Genomic DNA, 17,971 nt, shown 5'->3' on the forward strand with positions numbered 1-17,971 from the left:
GCGAGCAAGACGGTGACGATCGAGGGGTGCGAGCATGCGCTCGCCGCCGGCGGCTACGGGGGCGGTGCGGGCACCGCCGCCAAGCCCTGGAAGGTCTCGTCGCAGGCGCAGCTGGCGCATGTGAACAGCCATCTGGCGGCGAGCTTCATCCAGACGCAGGACCTGAGCCTCACGGGCGACTGGACCCCCATCGGAGGAAACAACTATGCCGCCTTCACCGGGATTTACGACGGCGGGGGCCATCTGGTGAAGAATCTTTCGATCCCCAGAAGCGCGGGATATTCTGATGCGGGACTGTTTGGCAAGGCAAATTCGTCCACCATCCGCGGGATTGGGGTAACCAATTTTACGGTGTATGACAGCGGCAGCGGCGTTTCCGGGAGCCTTGTTTCATTTTGCAACGACGGTGTATTGATCGAGCAGTGCTACGCCGAGAACGGCCTGTCCGACGGGTACTGGCACGCCGGAGGACTGGTCGGACAGCAGTACAACGACTGTGAAGTGCGGGACTGCTATGCGGTCAATGTCAACGTAACGGTGCCGGTGAGCACCGTCGACTACTGCGATGCGGCGGGTTTGGTGGGCTTTTCCACAGTGAATTGCCGCATTACGCGCTGCTTTGCCATGCCGGGTACCCTCAGTGGAAACGGACAGAGTGCGCTCACCGGATGCGTGCCGCTGGCTGATGCGACGGGCTGCACCGCATGCTATTACGCGAGTGATGGGGGCTACCCGGCAGCCGTGCGGTGGTACGATGCAACCAGCGGGATTGGAGGCAGCATGCCCGCCAGCGTTGCGGGTGTGACCCCGTTGACTGTCGCGCAGTTTGCCGACCCTACGAATTTTGCGGATTTGAGCATGGGCGCGACCGGAAGCGCCTGGAAAACCTGGCGCGGCGGGTATACCCATCCGGTTTTGGCGGTGTTTGGATAACGGCAAAAACAGTGTAAAAAGGCGGCTGTGGAAGGATTAAGCCTGGACTCCTTCCGCAGCCGCCTTCTTGATGGAAGGCTATTTCCCATCCCAGCCGAAGCGCGACAGGTCCACTTTAAAGTCCTGCGACACCTCGACCCCTTCCCGCTCGAGCCGGCGGCGCTGCTCCCCGATCCCGTCGCCGAAGGCGAAGGAGGGGGTGAGCGCGCCGAAACGGTTGACCACCCGGTGGCAGGGAATATTTGCCGGATCGGGGTTTTTGTGCAGCGCCCAGCCCACCTGCCGCGCCATGCGGGGATTGCCCGCGAGCAGTGCGATCTGCCCATAGGTCGCCACCTTTCCGCGGGGGATGGATTGTACGGCGGCGTAGACTGCCGAGAAAAAAGACATAAAACTTTCCCCTTTCCCAAAAGTTGTGTTTTTTCGTCAGACATGCTACCATAAAGGACAAGAGAACGCAAGCGGAATCCAATATGTTTTTACATGGTAAAAACATGGAGAGCCGTTCATTTCACAAGGCAAAATGAACAGCTTATGCAGCAAATCCGGCCATTGCGCGCACTAAGGAAATGGAACCTCAGAGGGCTCCTGGCCCAAACGCAGGTGGAAGATGAACGTAGATGTTGTTTTGATCGAGCAGGCAAAACGGGGGGACAAGGATAGCTTCGCCGACCTGTATGAACAGGTGGCGGATGAGCTTTACCGGGTGGCTCTGTACACCCTCGGCAATGTGCACGACGCGCAGGACGCGGTGTCGGAAACCTTTGTCGAGGCGTACCGGGGCCTTGGTTCCCTGCGTGACAACGCCGCCTTCCGCGCGTGGATCATGAGGATCCTGACCATCCGCTGCAAGCGCAAGATGGGGCAATACGTCAAGGAGCGCGGCCAGATGGATGTCGACGAGCTCGTCTCCCTCTCGGACGGGGAGGACACGGTGGAGCAGAGCCTTTCGCGCGCCGACCTCCTGACCGCCCTCTCAAAGCTCAGCGCCCAGGAGCGGCAGATCGTCCTGCTCTCGGCGGTGCAGGGCTATACCCTGCGGGAGATCGCGCAGGTGATGCGCGCGCCGCAGGGGACGGTGAGCTCCAAGCTCTGCCGGGCGATGAAGAAGCTGCGAGGTCTGATCGAGCGATGAACAGGGGAAAGGAGGACCGGCGCATGAAGCGGGAAGAAGAAATTAAACAGCATGGCGAGGCGCTGGGTCCTCAGCTTCGGCGGCTGACCGACCCGGTGCAGCGCCCTTTGGCGCTGCAGGGGGAGCTGCTGAAAGGCCGCCTGGACGGCGATGCGCGCCCGGGGCGGGCGGAAGCCCGGCGCTGGCTGGCGCCACTCTGTGCGGTGGCCGCCGGGGTGGTGGTCGTCTTCGGGGCCCTGCTGGCGTTTCACCCGGGAGGGATTGAGACCGCTTCGGGCGAAGCCGCCCCCGAGACGGCCATGCTCATGGAGGAGGCCCCGGTCGAGGGAGAGGCCGGCGCGGGCCAGGCGGCCGCATCGGCCGCCTATGATATGGCGGCCCCCACCGCGGAGGAAGCGGTGCCGCACGCGCAGAGCTACCAGGAAATCATGGACCGGATTCTACAGATCGAAGGGGAGCAAAACAAGCAGGAAGCCATGCTCGCCGACGCGGGCGCGCCCCGCAGCATGATGGGGAGCGCGCCCCTTGCCGCCGTACAGCCCGGCGAGGGGGACATCCTGCAAAGCGACGGGGAGTATCTATACTACCTCACCGAAAATCAGGAGAGTTTGCTTTCCTCGGCGGTGGGGGGCTTCTCCTCCACCCTCTATATTGTGAAAGCCGCGGACCTTTCCATCGCCTCCGCGACCGAAGTGGAGGGGACGGGCGAGCTCTATCTCGAGGGGGACCGGCTGCTGCTCGTCGGCGAGGACGGCGTCTTCCCCGGCGAGGACAGCACGGAGGAGACGTCCTACACCCCGGTGACCAGCGCGAAAATCTACAATGTTGCCGACCCGGCGCGGCCGGTGCTGGAGAGTGATTTTACCCAGGAGGGCAGCTTCGTCTCCTGCCAGGTGCGGGACGGCGTGGCCTACCTGGTCAGCGAATGGGTTCCGATGACCGTGCCGGGCGACCCGCTAAAGGCGGTTCCCAGCACCTATGACGGTGCGGCTAAGCGCCGCTTGGCTCCCGATGAGGTGCTGCTGCCCGGCGCAGCGCAGAACGCTTCCTTTGCGGTTGTTTCCGCCCTGGCGCTCGATGGAGAGACAGCGGCGGTGACCCAGGCGGTGCTCGGCGGCGCGACGGCGGTCCACCTCTCAAAAGAGAACCTCTATATCGCCGGCACCCGGTACGGCGAGGGCGAAGAGCCGGACAGGACCAACCTGCTGCGCTTCGCGCTCGACTCCCTGAGCTGTGCAGCCGAAGGGCAGGTGGAGGGGATCCTGGGGGCGTCGTCGCCGATGGACGAATATGGCGGCTATCTGCGCCTGGCGGCCACGGCCGATGGGGAAATCAGGCTCTATGTGCTGGATATGCAGCTGGAAGAGTGCTCGTCGGTGCGGGGCTTTGCCCAAGAGGCCGAACTCGGCGGAGTGCTCTACCGGGGCGACACCGCCTATGTCACCGCGGTGCGGGACAGCGAGGAGCTCTGGGTGCTCGACCTTTCGGACCCGCAAAGCGCGGGGACGCGCGGCAAGATAGCCCTCAATGGGTTTTCGCAGCAGCTGTTTGCGGTGAATGCGCACACCCTGCTCGGGTTCGGGCTGGATACCCGCACCGGAGAGGACGGCGTGCTCTATTCGGGCGGGGTGCGCCTCTGCCTTTACGATGTTCGTGACCCCGACCGTCCGGCACTGGCGGACCAGGTCGTGCTGGGCGGGCGCGCTTCGAGCGAGGCGCTCTACGAGCCGCGCGCCCTGTTGCTGGAGGAGGGCAGGATCGGCTTCCCGGCCGAGCTGCGCGAGGCGGACGGAGACGGCCTGGAGCAGACGAAATTTTCGGGCTACTTCCTCTTTGAGCTGCGGGACGGGAAGCTGAGGGAGCTCTCGCGTACCTCCTTGCAGCGAAGCGCGGCCGAGAGCGACTACAGCACGGTGCATATCCTGCGCGGGACGCTGGCCGGGGACACCCTGTACACCGCGTCGGCGCGCCGGATGGCGGCAGTCGATCCTGTGAGCGGGAAGACGCTCGCAGAATTGGAGCTGGGATGATTGCAAAGCCCGCCGCGGGAAAACCCCGCGGCGGGCTTTCCGCATGAATCGAGCAAAATCGCGGTTGTAAACGGGGGCTAAACTTGATATAATAATTTCATTAAGCAGATGTGAAGGATGGGTGGGATTGCCGGCTTGAAACGGATCGGATTTCTGTGTGCGCTCTCGGCCCTCCTTTTGCTTTTTGGCTGCAGCGCCGACCGCGGCACGCCCCTGCAGCAGCCTCCGGCGCCGCAGAGCGAAAGCTCCTCCATGGGGGAGCAGGAGAGCTCCCCTTGGCGGCTGCGCCTGGCAGTCAGCGAGGGGGATGTACTCAACCCCTACCGCATGACGAGCCAGCTGAACGCCGACGTGTCGGCCCTGCTGTACGATCCCCTCATCAAGCTGGACGCTTCCTTTGCGCCGCGGGGGTATCTCGTGCAGGAGCCGCTGCTCGAGGGGACGGTGTGCACCCTGCGCCTGCGCGATGGGGTAACCTTCGGCGACGGCAGCCCCCTGACGGCGCAGGACGCGGCCTATTCCTATACCCTAGCGGCGGCCAAGGACACGGCCGGGCGCTTTTCCAATGTGGAATCCTGCAAGGCGCAGGATGAGAGCACCCTGGTGTTCACATTGAAGCGGGCGGACCGGTACTTTTTAAATCTTCTGACCTTCCCCATCATTAAGTCGGGCTCGGGCGCCGAGGATGTCCCGCTTGGCACCGGGCGCTACCGCGTGGGGGAGGACGGGTCCTTGATCCAAAACAGCGGGCACTTCGAGGGCGGCTCGCGGGTGGAAAATATCATTCTGGTACCGGTCGGGGACGCCGATGAGATCGGCTACGATTTGATCACCGACCGGATCGACTATGCCCGCCGCCCCAAGGGCAGCGCCCAGCCCGAGGCCTCGGGCAGTGTCCCGGTGCAGGAAAACACGCTGGTGTATCTGGGCTTCAACGGGTCGATCTACCCGTCGGACAACGGGGACTTTCGCCGGGCGGTGGACGCCATACTGGACCGTTCGGCGATTGTGAGCCAGTCCTTTTCCGGGCGGGCCGCGGCGGCGCCCGAGCCGGTCAACCCGACCTTTTACGACGCGCGGGGGGAGCCGCGCGAGCTGCCCGACCCGGATGCGCTGCTCGATTCGATGGGGCTTGACCAGCGGGACGCCGAAGGGTACCGCACCCGGGGCGGTGCCGCTTTTGAAGTGCAGCTGGCGATCAATGTCGAAAGCACCTCCAAGCGGGACGCGGCCGCGCTCCTGAGGCAGCAGTTCGCCGCGCACGGGCTGCACCTCACGATCAACGAATATTCCTTCGAGCAGTTTACCGCGCAGATCGCGGCCGGGGGCTACAACCTGTATCTGGGCGAGGTGCGCCTGCCCGAGGACATGGACCTCTCGGCCCTGCTCTCCCCCCAGGGGGCGCTGCATCACCATCTGCCGGATACCGCCGAGCTCTATCAGAGCTATCTGCTCTCGCGTGAGGGTGCGCTTTCGATGGAGGACTTTTACAACCGGTTTTGGCAGCAATGTCCCTTTGTGCCGCTGCTCTACACCCAGTCGGTGATTTCCCACTCCAGGAATTTTTATCCTGCGGTGGTTGCAACCGATCAGGATATTTTCTATAATATAAGCAAGTGGTAGCCCAAGTGCTTGACCAAAGGAGTGAAATTCATGATTAAAATTGAAAATCATCTCGGTACGATCGAGATTTCGCAGGAATACTTTGCGAAGCTGGTGGGCTACGCCGCGCAGGAGTGCTTCGGCGTGGCGGGGATGGTGTTCAGCAACCCCTCGCAGGGGATCCGCTCGGTGCTCTCCCGCAAGGATGTCGCCGACAAGGGCGTGCGGGTGCGCTCGGGGAATAACTGTCTGGCGATTGATTTGCACATTGCGGTCACCTATGGGGTGAACATTTCGGCGATCGTCAAGAGCATCGTCAACAAGGTGCGCTACACCGTGGAGGAAGCGACCGGCTTCGAGGTCGCCAAGGTCAACGTGTTCGTGGATGACATGAAGGCGCAGTGACGCCGATCATTTTACGGGCGGGGGCCAAGGTAGCCGTGCTCCCGCTGCTTGAAGGAGTGTCCAAGATTTGATGAGAGGCAAAACGCTGCGGGACGCCATGCTGTCCGCGGCCAACAACATACAGGCCCAGCGGCAGGCGGTGGACGCGCTCAACGTCTTTCCGGTCCCGGACGGCGACACCGGCACCAACATGTCGATGACCATCGGAAACAGCGTGCGCGAGCTGCAGGGGCTGCAGGACGACGCCCCCATCGGCCAGGTCGCGCAGGTTGCCGCCTCCGCCCTGCTGCGCGGGGCCAGGGGGAATTCCGGGGTGATCCTTTCCCTGCTGTTCCGGGGCTTCGCCAAGGGGCTGAAGGACAAGGCCGAGGCCGGGCCCGCCGACTTTGCCCTCGCGCTCGAGTCGGGGGTCCATTCCGCCTACAAGGCGGTGATGAAGCCGACCGAGGGGACCATCCTCACCGTGGCGCGCATGGCTTCGGTGAAAGCGCGGCAGCTCGCGGACAGCGGCTGTGCGATGGAGGAGTTCTGGCAGGGCGTGCTCGACGCGGCAAGGGACGCGCTCGAAAAGACGCCCGAGCAGCTTCCGGTGCTTAAAAAGGCCGGGGTGGTCGACGCGGGCGGGCGCGGCTTCGTGGTCATCCTCGAGGGGATGGCCAGCGTCTTCCTGCACGGGGTAATGGTGCAGGGCGAGAGCGAGGGGGGCGACCCCGAGCCGGCCGTCGAGCAGGAGTACAACGCCTCGGGTGAATATGAGACCGAGATCACCTATCCCTACTGCACCGAATTTATCGTCATGAAGGAAAATGAGCGCGACCCGCTTCTGCTGCGCGCCTTTTTGGAGTCGCGCGGGGACAGTGTCGTGGTGGTGGACGACGAGGACATCATCAAGGTGCACGTGCATACCGGCAACCCGGGCGACGCGCTGCAGGAGGGGCTCAAATTCGGGAGCCTCACCAAGATCAAGATCGAGAATATGCGCGAGCAGCACGAAAACCGCAAAGCGATGAACCAGCCGCCAAAGATGGGGGAGGAGTTCCCCTACGCGCCGGTGGACGCGGGGCGGGAGATCGGCTTTGTGGCGGTCGCCGCGGGCGACGGGGTCAGGGAGCTGTTTTTGGACCTCGGCGTGGACCGGGTGGTCAGCGGGGGGCAGACGATGAACCCCTCGACCGACGACATCCTCTGCGCGGTGCAGTCGGTGCCGGCCAAATATGTCTTTGTGCTGCCCAACAACAAGAATATCATCATGGCCGCCGAGCAGGCGGGCAGGCTCGCCGACCGCGAGGTCTGCGTGCTGCAGTCGCGCACCATCCCGCAGGGGATGGCGGCGATGCTCGCCTTCGAGCAGGAGGAGAGCCCGGAGCGCAACAGCACGCTGATGACCCAGGCGATGGAGAAGGTGGAGACGGGACTGATCACCTTTGCCGCGCGGGACAGCGACTTTGACGGACATTCGATCAAAAAGGGCGAGCTGCTGGCTTTGGACGGCGGAAAGCTCCTCTTTACCGATACCAACATCGAAAAGACGCTGATCAAGCTGACCCGCTCGCTGATGGACAAGGACACCGGTTTTGTGACGGTGCTCTATGGCGAGGACATCGAGGAGGACCGCGCGGCGCAGCTGGAAAGTGCGCTGCGTGAAAAGCTGCCGGACGACGTGGAGCTTTCATTTATCAGCGGCGGGCAGCCGGTCTATTACTTCATTGTTTCCGTGGAATGATTTTTAGAAAAAATTGTCGGCGCGCCGGAGAATATTCCGGCGCGCCGCGCACATACTAGATTTAGTTTTACGGACTATTTGCGTTTGCAGTTTTGTTTTGTTCGTAAAACAAAGCCGGGCGGCAGGATATGCCGTCCGGCTCTATTTTTTGTTACGGGCTGTTCGATCTGCAACGGTACGCCCAGCTCGCAGCTGAGGAAAAGCCGGGGCGCCGGCCGCCCAGAAGCTCCCGCGAGAAGATGGCGGCCTCGCCGCCATGGGGAAACCCCTTGATAGGGTTTCCCCACGCAAAAACCTCCCACTGGGAGCTTTTTGCTCCCCTTCCTGATCCGAGGGGGGATTTTGTCAAGGCGAGTGACAGCAACCCGGAAAAGGCCGCGGGCGCTGCCCGCACCCGCTCAAGGGTTTGTCAAACCCTTGAGAATCCCGATACTTGAAAGAAATTAAACTGAAAGCAGGCTCAACGCCCTATAACGTCAGCTGCTCTCCGACGTCCTCCGCCCTGGGCAGTGCCCCCGCGGCGGGCAGGTTCTTGGTGCGGAAGCGATGTTCGTTTGCCACCATCTCGGGGCTGAAGGGTACCACCCGTTCGACGAAGGCGTTCTTTCTCAGGGTCATCACCGCCACGCCTTGGGTGTTCTTGGTGGTCTTGGAGGAGATGGCCCCGCTGTCTACGATCAGCATACGGCCCATGGAGGCCTTCATCAAAAACTCCCGCTCCTCGCCCAGCTGGAAGATGGCCGCGGTTTCGCTCTTGTCCGAGAAGGCGCTCAGCAGCTTTTTGCGCCGCGTCTTGGTCTGATAGGCCGAAAGATCCACCTTGGCGGCCTTGCCATTCTGGAAGAAGAAGAGCATATAGCCCTTATAATCCCGCGTCACCGCCATGGCGAGCGGGACCTCGCCCTCGTCGAACCCGAGCTTGGCGGGCAGGTAGTCCCCCAGGACGCTTGCCTTGGTGTCGTCGAACTCGCAGGCGCGGGATTTATAAACTTGCTGCTTGTTGGTAAAGAAGAGCAGCTCGTCCCCGTTCCTGGCCTCGCACTGCTGCAGGATCGAGTCGCCCTCCTTGAGCATCTGCTCCGAGCTCATGCGCAGCGAGAGGGGAGTGATCTTCTTGAAATACCCGTGCGCGGTGAAGAAGAGGTTGACCGGGTAATCCGGGACCTCCTCGATCGAGGGGTCCTCCTCGTTTTCATCCGGCTCGATAATCAGGCTGCGCCGGGGCTTGCCGTACTTTTTGCTGACCTCGCGCAGCTCGTCGGAGATGAGGGCCTTGATCTTTTTGGGGGAGGCGAGCGTCTCCTCCATGTCCGCGATCTCGGCCTTCAGCGCGTCCACCTCCTCGGTGCGCTTGAGGATATATTCCCGGTTGAGGTGGCGCAGCTTGATCTCCGCGACATATTCGGCCTGGATTTCGTCGATCCCAAAGCCGATCATCAGGTTTGGGACGACCTCTTTTTCAATTTCGGTCTCCCGCACGATCCTGACCGCCTTGTCGATGTCCAGCAGGATTTTGCGCAGGCCCAGCAGCAGGTGGAGCTTCGACTTGCTCTTTTGCAGGTCGAAGTAGACCCGGCGCCTTAGGCACTCCAGCCGGAAGGCGATCCATTCGTTCAGGATTTCGCGCACCCCCATTACCCGCGGGACGCCGGCGATCAGGACGTTGAAGTTGCAGGAGAAGCTGTCCTCGAGCGGGGTGAAGCGAAATAACTTCTGCATGAGCTTGTCCGGGTCCACGCCCCGTTTGAGGTCGATGGCGAGCTTGAGGCCTTTGAGGTCGGTCTCGTCGCGCATGTCGGAAATCTCGCGGATTTTGCCCTGCTTGATGAGGTCGACCACCTTGTCCATGATCGCCTCGACGGTGGTGGAGGGCGGGATCTCGGTGACCTCGACGCAGTTGTTCTGCTTGTCATAGTGGTAGCGCGCGCGCACCCGCACCCCGCCGCGCCCGGTGGCATAGATTTTTTGCATGGTTTCCCGGTCGTAGAGGATGAAGCCGCCGCCGGGGAAGTCGGGCCCGTTTAAGGTCAGCGAGATGTCGTGCTCGGGGTTTTTCATCAGCTCGATGGTGGTGTTGCAGACCTCCTGGAGGTTGAACGGGCAGATCGAGCTGGCCATGCCCACCGCGATCCCGATGTTGGAGTTGACCAGAATCGTCGGGAAGCGCACCGGCAGCAGCACCGGCTCCTTTAGGGTGCCGTCGTAGTTGTCCACCATGTCCACCGTGTCCCGGTCGATCTCATTGAAGAGCTCGGCCGCGATCGGCGCGAGCTTGACCTCGGTGTAACGCGGCGCGGCGCAGACCATGTCCCGGGAAAAGGCCTTGCCGAAGTTCCCCTTGCTGTCCACATAGGGGTGCAGCAGCGCCTCGTAGCCGCGCGAGAGGCGCACCATGGTGTCGTAGATGGCCTGGTCGCCGTGGGGGTTGAGCTTCATGGTGGAGCCCACCACGTTGGCCGACTTGGTGCGCGCGCCGGAGAGCAGCCCCATCTTGTACATGGTGTAGAGCAGCTTGCGGTGGGAGGGCTTGAACCCGTCGATCTCGGGGATGGCGCGGGAGACGATAACGCTCATCGCGTAGGGCATGTAGTTCTTTTCCAGCGTTTCGGTGATCGGCTGGTCGATCTGCACGCCGGCATTTTCGATCACCGCGTTTTCATTGGCGGCCGCGTGTTTTACCGGCCGCTCCTTTTTGCTTTTCGCCATATTGGATCGCCTCCTCCCTTAGCTCAGGTCCGCCGCATCGAGGTACTGCGCCCCGTAGTCGGCGATGAATTGCTTGCGCCCCTCGAGGTTGTCCCCCAGCAGCAGCTCGAACATCTCGGCGGTGGCCTTCGCCTCGGAGGGCGAGACCTTGATCAGCCGCCGTGTCTGCGGGTTCATGGTGGTTAGCCACATCATATCCGGCTCGTTCTCGCCCAGCCCCTTCGAGCGCTGGATGGTGTACTTCTGTTCCCCGATCTTCTGCAGCGCATCCGCCTTCTCGGCCTCGTTGTAGGCGAAATAGACCTTGTCCTTGGTGTTGATCTCATAGAGCGGGGATTCCGCGATGTAGACGAAGCCCCGCTCGATCAGGGTGGGGGCGAGGGTGTAGAGCATGGTCAAAATCAGGGTGCGGATCTGGAAGCCGTCCACGTCCGCATCGGTGCAGATGACGATCTTGTTCCAGCGCAGGCCCGAGAGGTCGAAGGAGCTGAGCTCCTTGTTCGCCTTGGCCTTGAGCTCGACCCCGCAGCCGAGCACCTTGAAGATGTCGGTGATGATGTCGCTTTTGAAGATGCGGTCGATGTCCGCCTTGAGGCAGTTTAAGATCTTGCCCCGCACCGGGATGATCGCCTGGAACTGGGCATCCCGCCCGAGCTTGCAGGCGCCCAGCGCCGAGTCGCCCTCCACGATGTAGATTTCGCGCTCGTTTACGTCCCGCGAGCGGCAGTCCACAAACTTCTGCACCCGGTTCGAGAGGTCGATCGACCCGGCCAGCTTCTTCTTGAGGTTGAGCCGGGTCTTTTCGGCGTTCTCCCGGCTGCGCTTGTTGATGAGCACCTGCTCGGCGATTTTCTGCGCGTCGTCCGGGTTTTCGATGAAGTAGATTTGCAGGTTCTGCTTTAGGAAGTCGGTCATCGCCTCATAGATGAATTTGTTGGTGATGGCCTTCTTGGTCTGGTTTTCGTAGGAGGTCTGGGTGGAAAAGGAGCTGGAGACCAGCACCAGGCAGTCCTCCACGTCGGCGAAGGTGATCTTGCTCTCGTTTTTGAGGTACTTCCCGCCCTGGCGCAGGTAGCCGTCGATCGCCCCCACAAAGGCGACGCGCACCGCCCGCTCGGGGGAACCGCCGTGCTCCAGCCAGGAGGAGTTGTGATAGTATTCGATGTGGCTGTGGCGGTTGGAGAAGCAGAACGCCACCGACAGCTTGACCCGGTATTCGTCCTTGTCCTCCCGGTCCCGGCCCTGGCGCTTGGCCTCGAAATACTGCACTGGGGTGAGCGCCTCGCCCTCCACCAGCTCGCCCAGGTAGTCGGTGATCCCATGTTCGTAGAAAAACTCCTGGGTGTCCATCCCCTCGGCCGTCTGGTTTTTGAGCACGAAGGTCACGCCGGGGTTGACCACCGCCTGGCGCTTGATGGTGTCCGCATAGTACTCGAGCGGGATGTCGATGTCGGTAAAGACCTTGAGATCGGGCCGCCAGCGGATCTTGGTGCCGGTCTTCTGACGGCGCACCTCCTCCTTTTGCAGCCCACCCACGTTTTCGCCGTGCTCGAAGTGCAGGGTGTATTTGAGCGCGTCGCGGTAGATTTCAACGTCCATATATTCCGACGCGTATTGGGTGGCGCAAAGCCCCAGCCCGTTGAGCCCGAGGGAAAACTCGTAGCTGTCCGCGCTCTGGTTGTCATATTTGCCGCCGGCGTAGAGCTCGCAGAAGACCAGCTCCCAGTTGTAGCGCTGCTCGTTTTCGTTATAATCGACCGGGATCCCCCGCCCGAAGTCCTCGACCTCGATCGACCCGTCGGCGAAGCGGGTGACAATGATCCGCTCCCCGTGCCCCTCGCGCGCCTCGTCGATCGAGTTGGAGAGGATCTCGAACATCGAGTGCTCGCACCCCTCGATCCCATCCGAGCCGAAGATAACCGCCGGGCGCTTGCGCACCCGGTCCGCCCCCTTGAGGGACGAGATGCTCTGGTTGTCATATTGTTTTTGCGTGCGTTTCGACATTCCCTTGCCTCCACAAAACGGATTTGAGCCTGTATTTTAAGTGGGGGCGCGCCGCCCCCGAAGACTGAATAAACCAACATACAGGGGCAATCATAGGATTGCCCCACCCTTTATTAAACGTTATTTTCGGGCGATTGTCAATGGTTGCCAACACACACGGGATGTAAAGGAATTCTGAACTTTCATAGATAATGTTTGCCGCGTGAAGATTTGTGTAGTATAATTTATCCGAATACGATGTTTCAATACACAGGATCGATTCTCCCGCGCACTTCCTATAGCGGGCATGATCGCTGCGGGAGGAACTGAGCGCAAATGGCAAACAAGGAAAGCGGATACCGCATCAAACGGGGCGGGTTTCATATCCATAAAAAGAACTGGCTGCTGCTTCTGCTGGGCGCGGCGGGGGTCTGCATCCTGGCGCTGATCATCGCCTGGGCGCTGCAAAACCAGCAGGAAGCGGCCCGCAGCGTCGAAACCCTGGGCGCCTCGCTGACGGCGGGGGCCAGCGGGAAGGCCGCAAGTAGCCAGTCCTCCAGCGGGGAGCCCTCCACGGCGTCTTCCTCTTCGGCCCCGGCGTCCTCGGCGCCGATCGTGGTCAGCGCCTCGAAGGGCGGGGCTCAGAGCGGGCAGGAGAGCGCTTCGTCCTCATCAGAGGAGAGCGCCGGAGCGATCGTGGTCCCGGCCGGAGGAGAAGTGGGGAAGCCGTCCTCGTCCGGCGCGCCGGACGAGCGGCCGGACTTCTCGCTGCCCTACCAGGTGGCGGCAAGCGAGGCGGTGGACGACAGCTACTTTGACGACGCCATGTTCGTGGGCGACTCGATCACCAGCGGGATTTCCCTCTACAGCGTGATGTCCGGCGCGACGGTGGTGGCCAGCACCGGGATCAACCCGACCACCATCCTCACAAAGCCCGCCATCCGGGACAAGGAGGGGGAGCTGCACACCATCCTCGAGACGATGTCCGCCTACTCGCCCGCCAAGATTTACATCATGCTGGGGGCCAACGGGGTCGGGTGGCTCTCGCAGGAGCAGTTTTTGAGCTACTACGGCGGCTTTGTGGACGCGGTGGCCGCCCAGCACCCGAAGGCGCAGATCTTCATCCAGTCGATCCTGCCGGTGACGATGGAAAAATCGCTCTCGGAAAACGGGATCTACGCCAACGGGAAGATCGACCGTTATAACCGCGCCCTGATGGAATACTGCAAAAAGAAGGGGCTGCCCTTCGTCAATGTGGCCGAGGCGCTCAAGGGCGCGGACGGCGCGCTGCCGGCCGACGCCTCGAGCGACGGGATGCACTTCGGCCCCAGCTACTATGAAAAGTGGTTCGATTATCTTCGCAGCCACACCCTCAAAGGGGAAAAGGAAGGAGAACGAAAAAAATGACGTTAAAACGTTTCGGCGCGCTGCTGCTTGCCTCGGCGCTTTCGGTGACGATCCTGGCCGGATGCGGCGAGAAGGGTGGGGAGTCCGCGATCGACGCGGACGCCACCGCCCAGTCGGTGATGGAGAAGGGCGGCTATACCGAGGAACTGGTGAAGCAGGAGGATTCGGTGATCGGCGCGAGCTATCCGCTGCTGGATCTCACACAGGTGGAGAGCTACGCCGTCTATGTCAGCGGCAGCGGCGCGACCCCCGAGGAGGTGGCGATCGTCACCGCCAAGAGCGACTCGGATGTGGAGTCGGTGCGCGCGGCGATTGATCGGCGGGTGGATGACCTGAAATTCAACTTCCAGGATTACCATCCCGAGGAGATGCCCAAGATTGAGAGCGCGGTGATCGTGCAGAAGGGCCGCACCGTCATGCTGGCCATCTGCCCCGGGAGCGACGCGGTGCGCGAGCTGCTCGAAAAGCTGTAAATTTCCTTTGGCGGCAAGGGAGAAGGGTGTGAGCGAAAAATGATGTTTATGGAGTGTGTGGCGATTATCGCGGTGATTGCCATCCTGATTTTTATGACCGCGCGCAGCGGGCGCCGGGAGATGGCCCTGTCCATGCTGCCGCTGCTGATCGTTCCGGGGTTTTACCTGCTCAGCGCCCCCCTTTCCAAGGTGATCGATCCGCTGCTGCCCGCCATCCCCCGCTTCGCCATCGCGGTGGGGATCACGGTGATCGGTCTGGTGATCGCCTGCGTGCTGTTCGGGATGCTCTGCGGCAACTACCCGACCAAGCGCGCGCGCCGGGGATATCTCTGGATGTGCGCGGGCTTCTCGACCATCCTGACGGTGGTGCTGCTCTACAATGTGATCGTGGTGCTCGTCTAAAATCTTAAAAATACCGCTTGCATATTGGCAAAACTTGTGCTATCATTGTTTAGCACAAGAATCATGGTGTCCGCATATGCGGCCTTAGGATAACAGGAAAACCGGGAGGAAACACAATGGGAGCTTTTGAAATCGTCGTCGGCGTGCTGCTGATCTTGATCGCCATCGGGCTGACCATCGCGATCTTGATGCAGGAAGGCAAGGGCGGCATGGGCGCGCTCACCGGGCAGGAGCAGAATGAGAATTTCGGCCGCAACGCCGGTAAGACCCTGAGCACCACCCTTAAAAACGTGACCAAGATCGGTACCATTGCATTTATGGTGCTGCTTATTTTGCTCAACGTTGTCGTCGTTTATTTCTAAACCGAAATGAAGACAGGCGCCCCGCTTTCCATTTGAAAGCGGGGCGCCTTTGTATCATGGGCCTGCTGCGGGCATACTAAGACAAAAGAGAAATGCAAAAAAGGAGAACTATGACAGAGAAAGAACTGAAAGAAAAAATAATCGGCCTGCTGGACCAGAATGAGCCCGTCTCGGCGACCCAGCTGCAAAAGCGCCTGGGGCTGCGGGGGGCCATGCGCGGCAGGCTCTATAAGCATTTGAACCGCCTAAACAAGGAAGGGATAGCCCGGCGCACCGAAGCGGGGTTCGTCCTGCAGGGCCGCCCGGCGAAGGCAAAGCGGGCCGATAAGCTGATCGAGGCCAAGGTTGGCACGGTGCATGAGAAATTTGCCTTCGTCACCGAGGAGGCAACGGGGGAGGAGCTCTTCATCCCTGGCAGGCTTCTGCTCGGCGCGCTGCCCGGGGACCGGGTCCAGCTGCGCGAGCGCCCGGGACGGGGCGAGCTGCGCGAGGGAGAGGTGGTCAAAATCCTCGAGCCGGCGCGCTACGTTTTCACCGGGGTCTTTTGCCGGGGCGAGGGCAGCTGCTGGGTGCGCCCGGACAGCGGCATGAAGGGCGAGGTAACCGTCGCCCCCAACCACACCGGCGGCGCGCGGGACGGCGACAAGGTGGTCGCGCTCATCCACAAGCGCGCACAGCGCCACTGCGATCACCGCGCAAGGGTCCTGGCCGTGACCGGCCCGGCCCAAAGCGCGCGCGCCTGCGCGGCCGCCCTACTGCGTGCTAACGACATCCGTCCCGGTTTTTCAGATGAAATTTTAGAGCAGGCCGCCTCGATCGAGCGCGCGGGAATCGCGGGGGAGGAGCTTTCCGGGCGGCTGGACCTGCGGGGCGAGGAGATTTTTACCATCGACTCGGCGCACAGCAAGGACCTCGACGACGCGGTATCCCTCAAAAAGCGGGAGGACGGCGGCTGGCTGCTGGGGGTGCACATCGCCGACGTGAGCCGCTACGTCGCGCCCGGCTCCCCGCTGGATGAGGAGGCGCTGGAGCGCGGCACCTCGATCTACTACGCCGACCAGGTGATCCCCATGCTGCCGCCCTCCCTCTCCAACGGGATTTGCTCTTTAAACGAGGGGGAGGACCGGCTGACGCTTTCGGCGCTGCTGGAGCTGGGCGAGGACGGGGAGCTGCAAGGCTTTCGTTTTGGGAAGAGCGTGATCCGCTCGCGGGTCAAGGGGGTCTATGAGGAGATCAACCGGCTGCTGTGCGGGGAGGAGCCGCCCGAGCTGATGAAAAAATACGGCGCGCTGCTGCCCACCCTGCGGCAGATGGACCGGCTGGCGGGCAAGCTCTTTCAGAGCCGCAAGGCGCGCGGGGCGATCGATCTGAGCTCGGTGGAGAGCGAGTTCCTCTTCGACGGGCACGGGGAGGTCGCGGACATCCGCCCCCGGGTGCAGGGACGCAGCGAAAAGCTGATCGAGGAGTTCATGCTCCTGGCCAACCAGGCGGCCGCCGCCTTCGCCGAACGCGAGGGGCTGCCCTTCGTCTACCGGATACACGAGTACCCGCCCGAAAAAAAGGTGGCCGCCCTCTTCGAGCTGCTGGGCCGGCTGGGGATCAAGACGCCCCAGGTGACCGACCGGCTGCGTCCGGGGGTGCTGCGGGACATCCTCGAGTCGGTGCGCGGGCAGGAGCTGGAGATCGTGGTCAACAACCAGATCCTGCGCAGCATGGCCAAGGCGCGCTACAGTGAGAAAAACATCGGCCACTACGGGCTGGTGCTCTCGCAGTATGCGCACTTCACCTCGCCGATCCGGCGCTACCCGGACCTTGCGGTCCACCGGATCATCAGCGCCGCGCTGGCGGGGGAGGACAAGGACCGGCTGCAAAAGCGCTTCGGGCCCTTTGCGGGGCGGGCCGCCGAGCTCTCCAGCGAGCGGGAGCTGCGCGCCTCGGGGCTGGAGCGCTCCTGCGACGACTGCTTCAAGGCGCAGTATATGCAGCGCCACATCGGAGAGGTCTTCGACGGGGTGATCAGCGCGGTGGCCTCCTACGGCTTCTACGTCGCGCTGGAGAGCGGGGTGGAGGGGCTGGTGCACATCAGCTCCCTGGAGGACGACACCTACGAGTTCGACGGGGCGATCACCCTCGTCGGGTCGTTCGGCGGCAAGCGCTACCGGGTGGGCCAGCGCCTGCGGGTGATGGCGGTGCGCGCCGACGTGTCCGCCGGGCAGGTGGACTTCACAGTCAACCTGCCGCCCGAAACGGTTTAACAACTTTGGGTATACTTTTTCCATAGACCCGGTGGAAACCGGCCCCTGTTTTCCCCCAACCAGTGAAAACGCCGGTGGAAAACCGGGGCCGGATGGCAGAAAACCGTCCGGGATTTCCCCAAAACCCGGTGGAAAACTAGGTGGAAAGTGTTGATTACTCTTTGTAGATGCCATTATCTGGAGAGTGGAACCGCGCCTCGGTGGAATGCGGCGCGAACGAAAAGAGGCGCTGAGCGAAAGCTCAGCGCCTCTTCTGATATTAAATCAAATTGATCCAGCGCAGGAGATAGACGCAGTCCTGGAAGCCCTGCTGGTAGATGTATTCGTCCGACAGGCCGAGGGAGAAGTTCTTGGCCGCGTCGAATTCGTCAACCAGGCGGCCGTCCTGTCCGAGCTTTTCCTCGATCGTGTGGTAGAGCGCATCGGCCTGCTCGAGGGCGGCGATGAGCGCGGGGTCGGTTTTGCCCGCTTCATAAGAGAGACGGTAGCAGGCGCGGTTGCAGCAGTCCTTCCAGCATTCGGCAAAGGAAGCGTATCCACTTTCTGTTTTCATAT

The 17,971-nt window shown here is 62.1% G+C and carries 15 protein-coding genes; 11 read left to right on the forward strand and 4 right to left on the reverse strand.

All coding sequences use genetic code 11. The features are described 5' to 3' along the window. A partial coding sequence (locus tag EDD78_RS08465; protein WP_132084668.1) for a GLUG motif-containing protein occupies positions 1–933 on the forward strand: 933 nt, incomplete at its 5' end. A gap of 78 nt (positions 934–1,011) precedes the next feature. On the opposite strand, the gene EDD78_RS08470 is transcribed toward EDD78_RS08465, so the two are convergent. Beyond that, positions 1,012–1,323: an MGMT family protein gene (locus EDD78_RS08470; RefSeq protein ID WP_079700102.1), complete on the reverse strand. Its 312-nt coding sequence runs from the start codon at positions 1,321–1,323 to the stop codon at positions 1,012–1,014. A gap of 220 nt (positions 1,324–1,543) precedes the next feature. Here EDD78_RS08470 and EDD78_RS08475 point away from each other — a divergent pair, with 220 nt between their 5' ends. From EDD78_RS08475 to EDD78_RS08495, 5 genes are all read left to right on the forward strand, one after another. Continuing rightward, positions 1,544–2,068, forward strand: coding sequence for an RNA polymerase sigma factor (locus tag EDD78_RS08475; protein WP_132084669.1), 525 nt, complete (start codon positions 1,544–1,546; stop codon positions 2,066–2,068). A 23-nt stretch (positions 2,069–2,091) separates the two neighbouring features. Continuing rightward, on the forward strand, positions 2,092–4,098 hold the full coding sequence (locus EDD78_RS08480; protein WP_165873165.1) for a beta-propeller domain-containing protein: 2,007 nt from the start codon (positions 2,092–2,094) through the stop codon (positions 4,096–4,098). 135 nt (positions 4,099–4,233) lie between these two features. Then, entirely contained in the window at positions 4,234–5,721 is a 1,488-nt protein-coding gene (locus tag EDD78_RS08485) for an ABC transporter substrate-binding protein (RefSeq protein ID WP_165873166.1), read from the forward strand. A gap of 30 nt (positions 5,722–5,751) precedes the next feature. Beyond that, on the forward strand, positions 5,752–6,105 hold the full coding sequence (locus EDD78_RS08490; RefSeq protein WP_079700098.1) for an Asp23/Gls24 family envelope stress response protein: 354 nt from the start codon (positions 5,752–5,754) through the stop codon (positions 6,103–6,105). Between the two features lie 67 nt (positions 6,106–6,172). Next, a complete protein-coding gene (locus EDD78_RS08495) occupies positions 6,173–7,828 on the forward strand; it encodes a DAK2 domain-containing protein (RefSeq protein ID WP_132084672.1) in 1,656 nt (551 codons plus the stop codon). A gap of 468 nt (positions 7,829–8,296) precedes the next feature. Here the strand turns inward: EDD78_RS08495 and EDD78_RS08500 are convergent, their stop codons facing one another. Beyond that, positions 8,297–10,534, reverse strand: a complete 2,238-nt coding sequence (locus EDD78_RS08500) for a DNA gyrase subunit A (protein ID WP_132084673.1) — start codon at positions 10,532–10,534, stop codon at positions 8,297–8,299. 18 nt (positions 10,535–10,552) lie between these two features. Continuing rightward, positions 10,553–12,538, reverse strand: coding sequence for a DNA gyrase/topoisomerase IV subunit B (locus EDD78_RS08505; protein ID WP_079700095.1), 1,986 nt, complete (start codon positions 12,536–12,538; stop codon positions 10,553–10,555). 315 nt (positions 12,539–12,853) lie between these two features. On the opposite strand from EDD78_RS08505, the gene EDD78_RS08510 reads away from it, so the two are divergent. The 5 genes from EDD78_RS08510 (at position 12,854) to rnr (ending at position 17,416) form a co-directional block, all read left to right on the forward strand. Further along, entirely contained in the window at positions 12,854–13,924 is a 1,071-nt protein-coding gene (locus tag EDD78_RS08510; RefSeq protein ID WP_132084674.1) for a GDSL-type esterase/lipase family protein, read from the forward strand. Then, entirely contained in the window at positions 13,921–14,397 is a 477-nt protein-coding gene (locus EDD78_RS08515) for a DUF4358 domain-containing protein (RefSeq protein WP_132084675.1), read from the forward strand. Before EDD78_RS08510 ends, EDD78_RS08515 begins: the two co-directional genes overlap by 4 nt. 39 nt (positions 14,398–14,436) lie before the next feature. Then, positions 14,437–14,799: a hypothetical protein gene (locus EDD78_RS08520; RefSeq protein ID WP_079700092.1), complete on the forward strand. Its 363-nt coding sequence runs from the start codon at positions 14,437–14,439 to the stop codon at positions 14,797–14,799. Positions 14,800–14,915: 116 nt separating this feature from the next. Beyond that, positions 14,916–15,161: a preprotein translocase subunit SecG gene (gene secG, locus EDD78_RS08525; protein ID WP_079700091.1), complete on the forward strand. Its 246-nt coding sequence runs from the start codon at positions 14,916–14,918 to the stop codon at positions 15,159–15,161. Positions 15,162–15,271: 110 nt separating this feature from the next. Beyond that, positions 15,272–17,416 (forward strand): ribonuclease R, encoded by a 2,145-nt coding sequence (gene rnr / locus EDD78_RS08530; RefSeq protein WP_165873167.1) that lies wholly within the window; start codon positions 15,272–15,274, stop codon positions 17,414–17,416. A 259-nt stretch (positions 17,417–17,675) separates the two neighbouring features. Here rnr and EDD78_RS08535 read toward each other — a convergent pair whose 3' ends face one another. Then, complete coding sequence (locus EDD78_RS08535; RefSeq protein WP_132084677.1) at positions 17,676–17,969, reverse strand: hypothetical protein; 294 nt, start codon at positions 17,967–17,969, stop codon at positions 17,676–17,678. Positions 17,970–17,971 lie beyond the last annotated feature (2 nt).

Source organism: Harryflintia acetispora (assembly GCA_004340125.1).
Classification (GTDB): domain Bacteria; phylum Bacillota; class Clostridia; order Oscillospirales; family Ruminococcaceae; genus Harryflintia; species Harryflintia acetispora.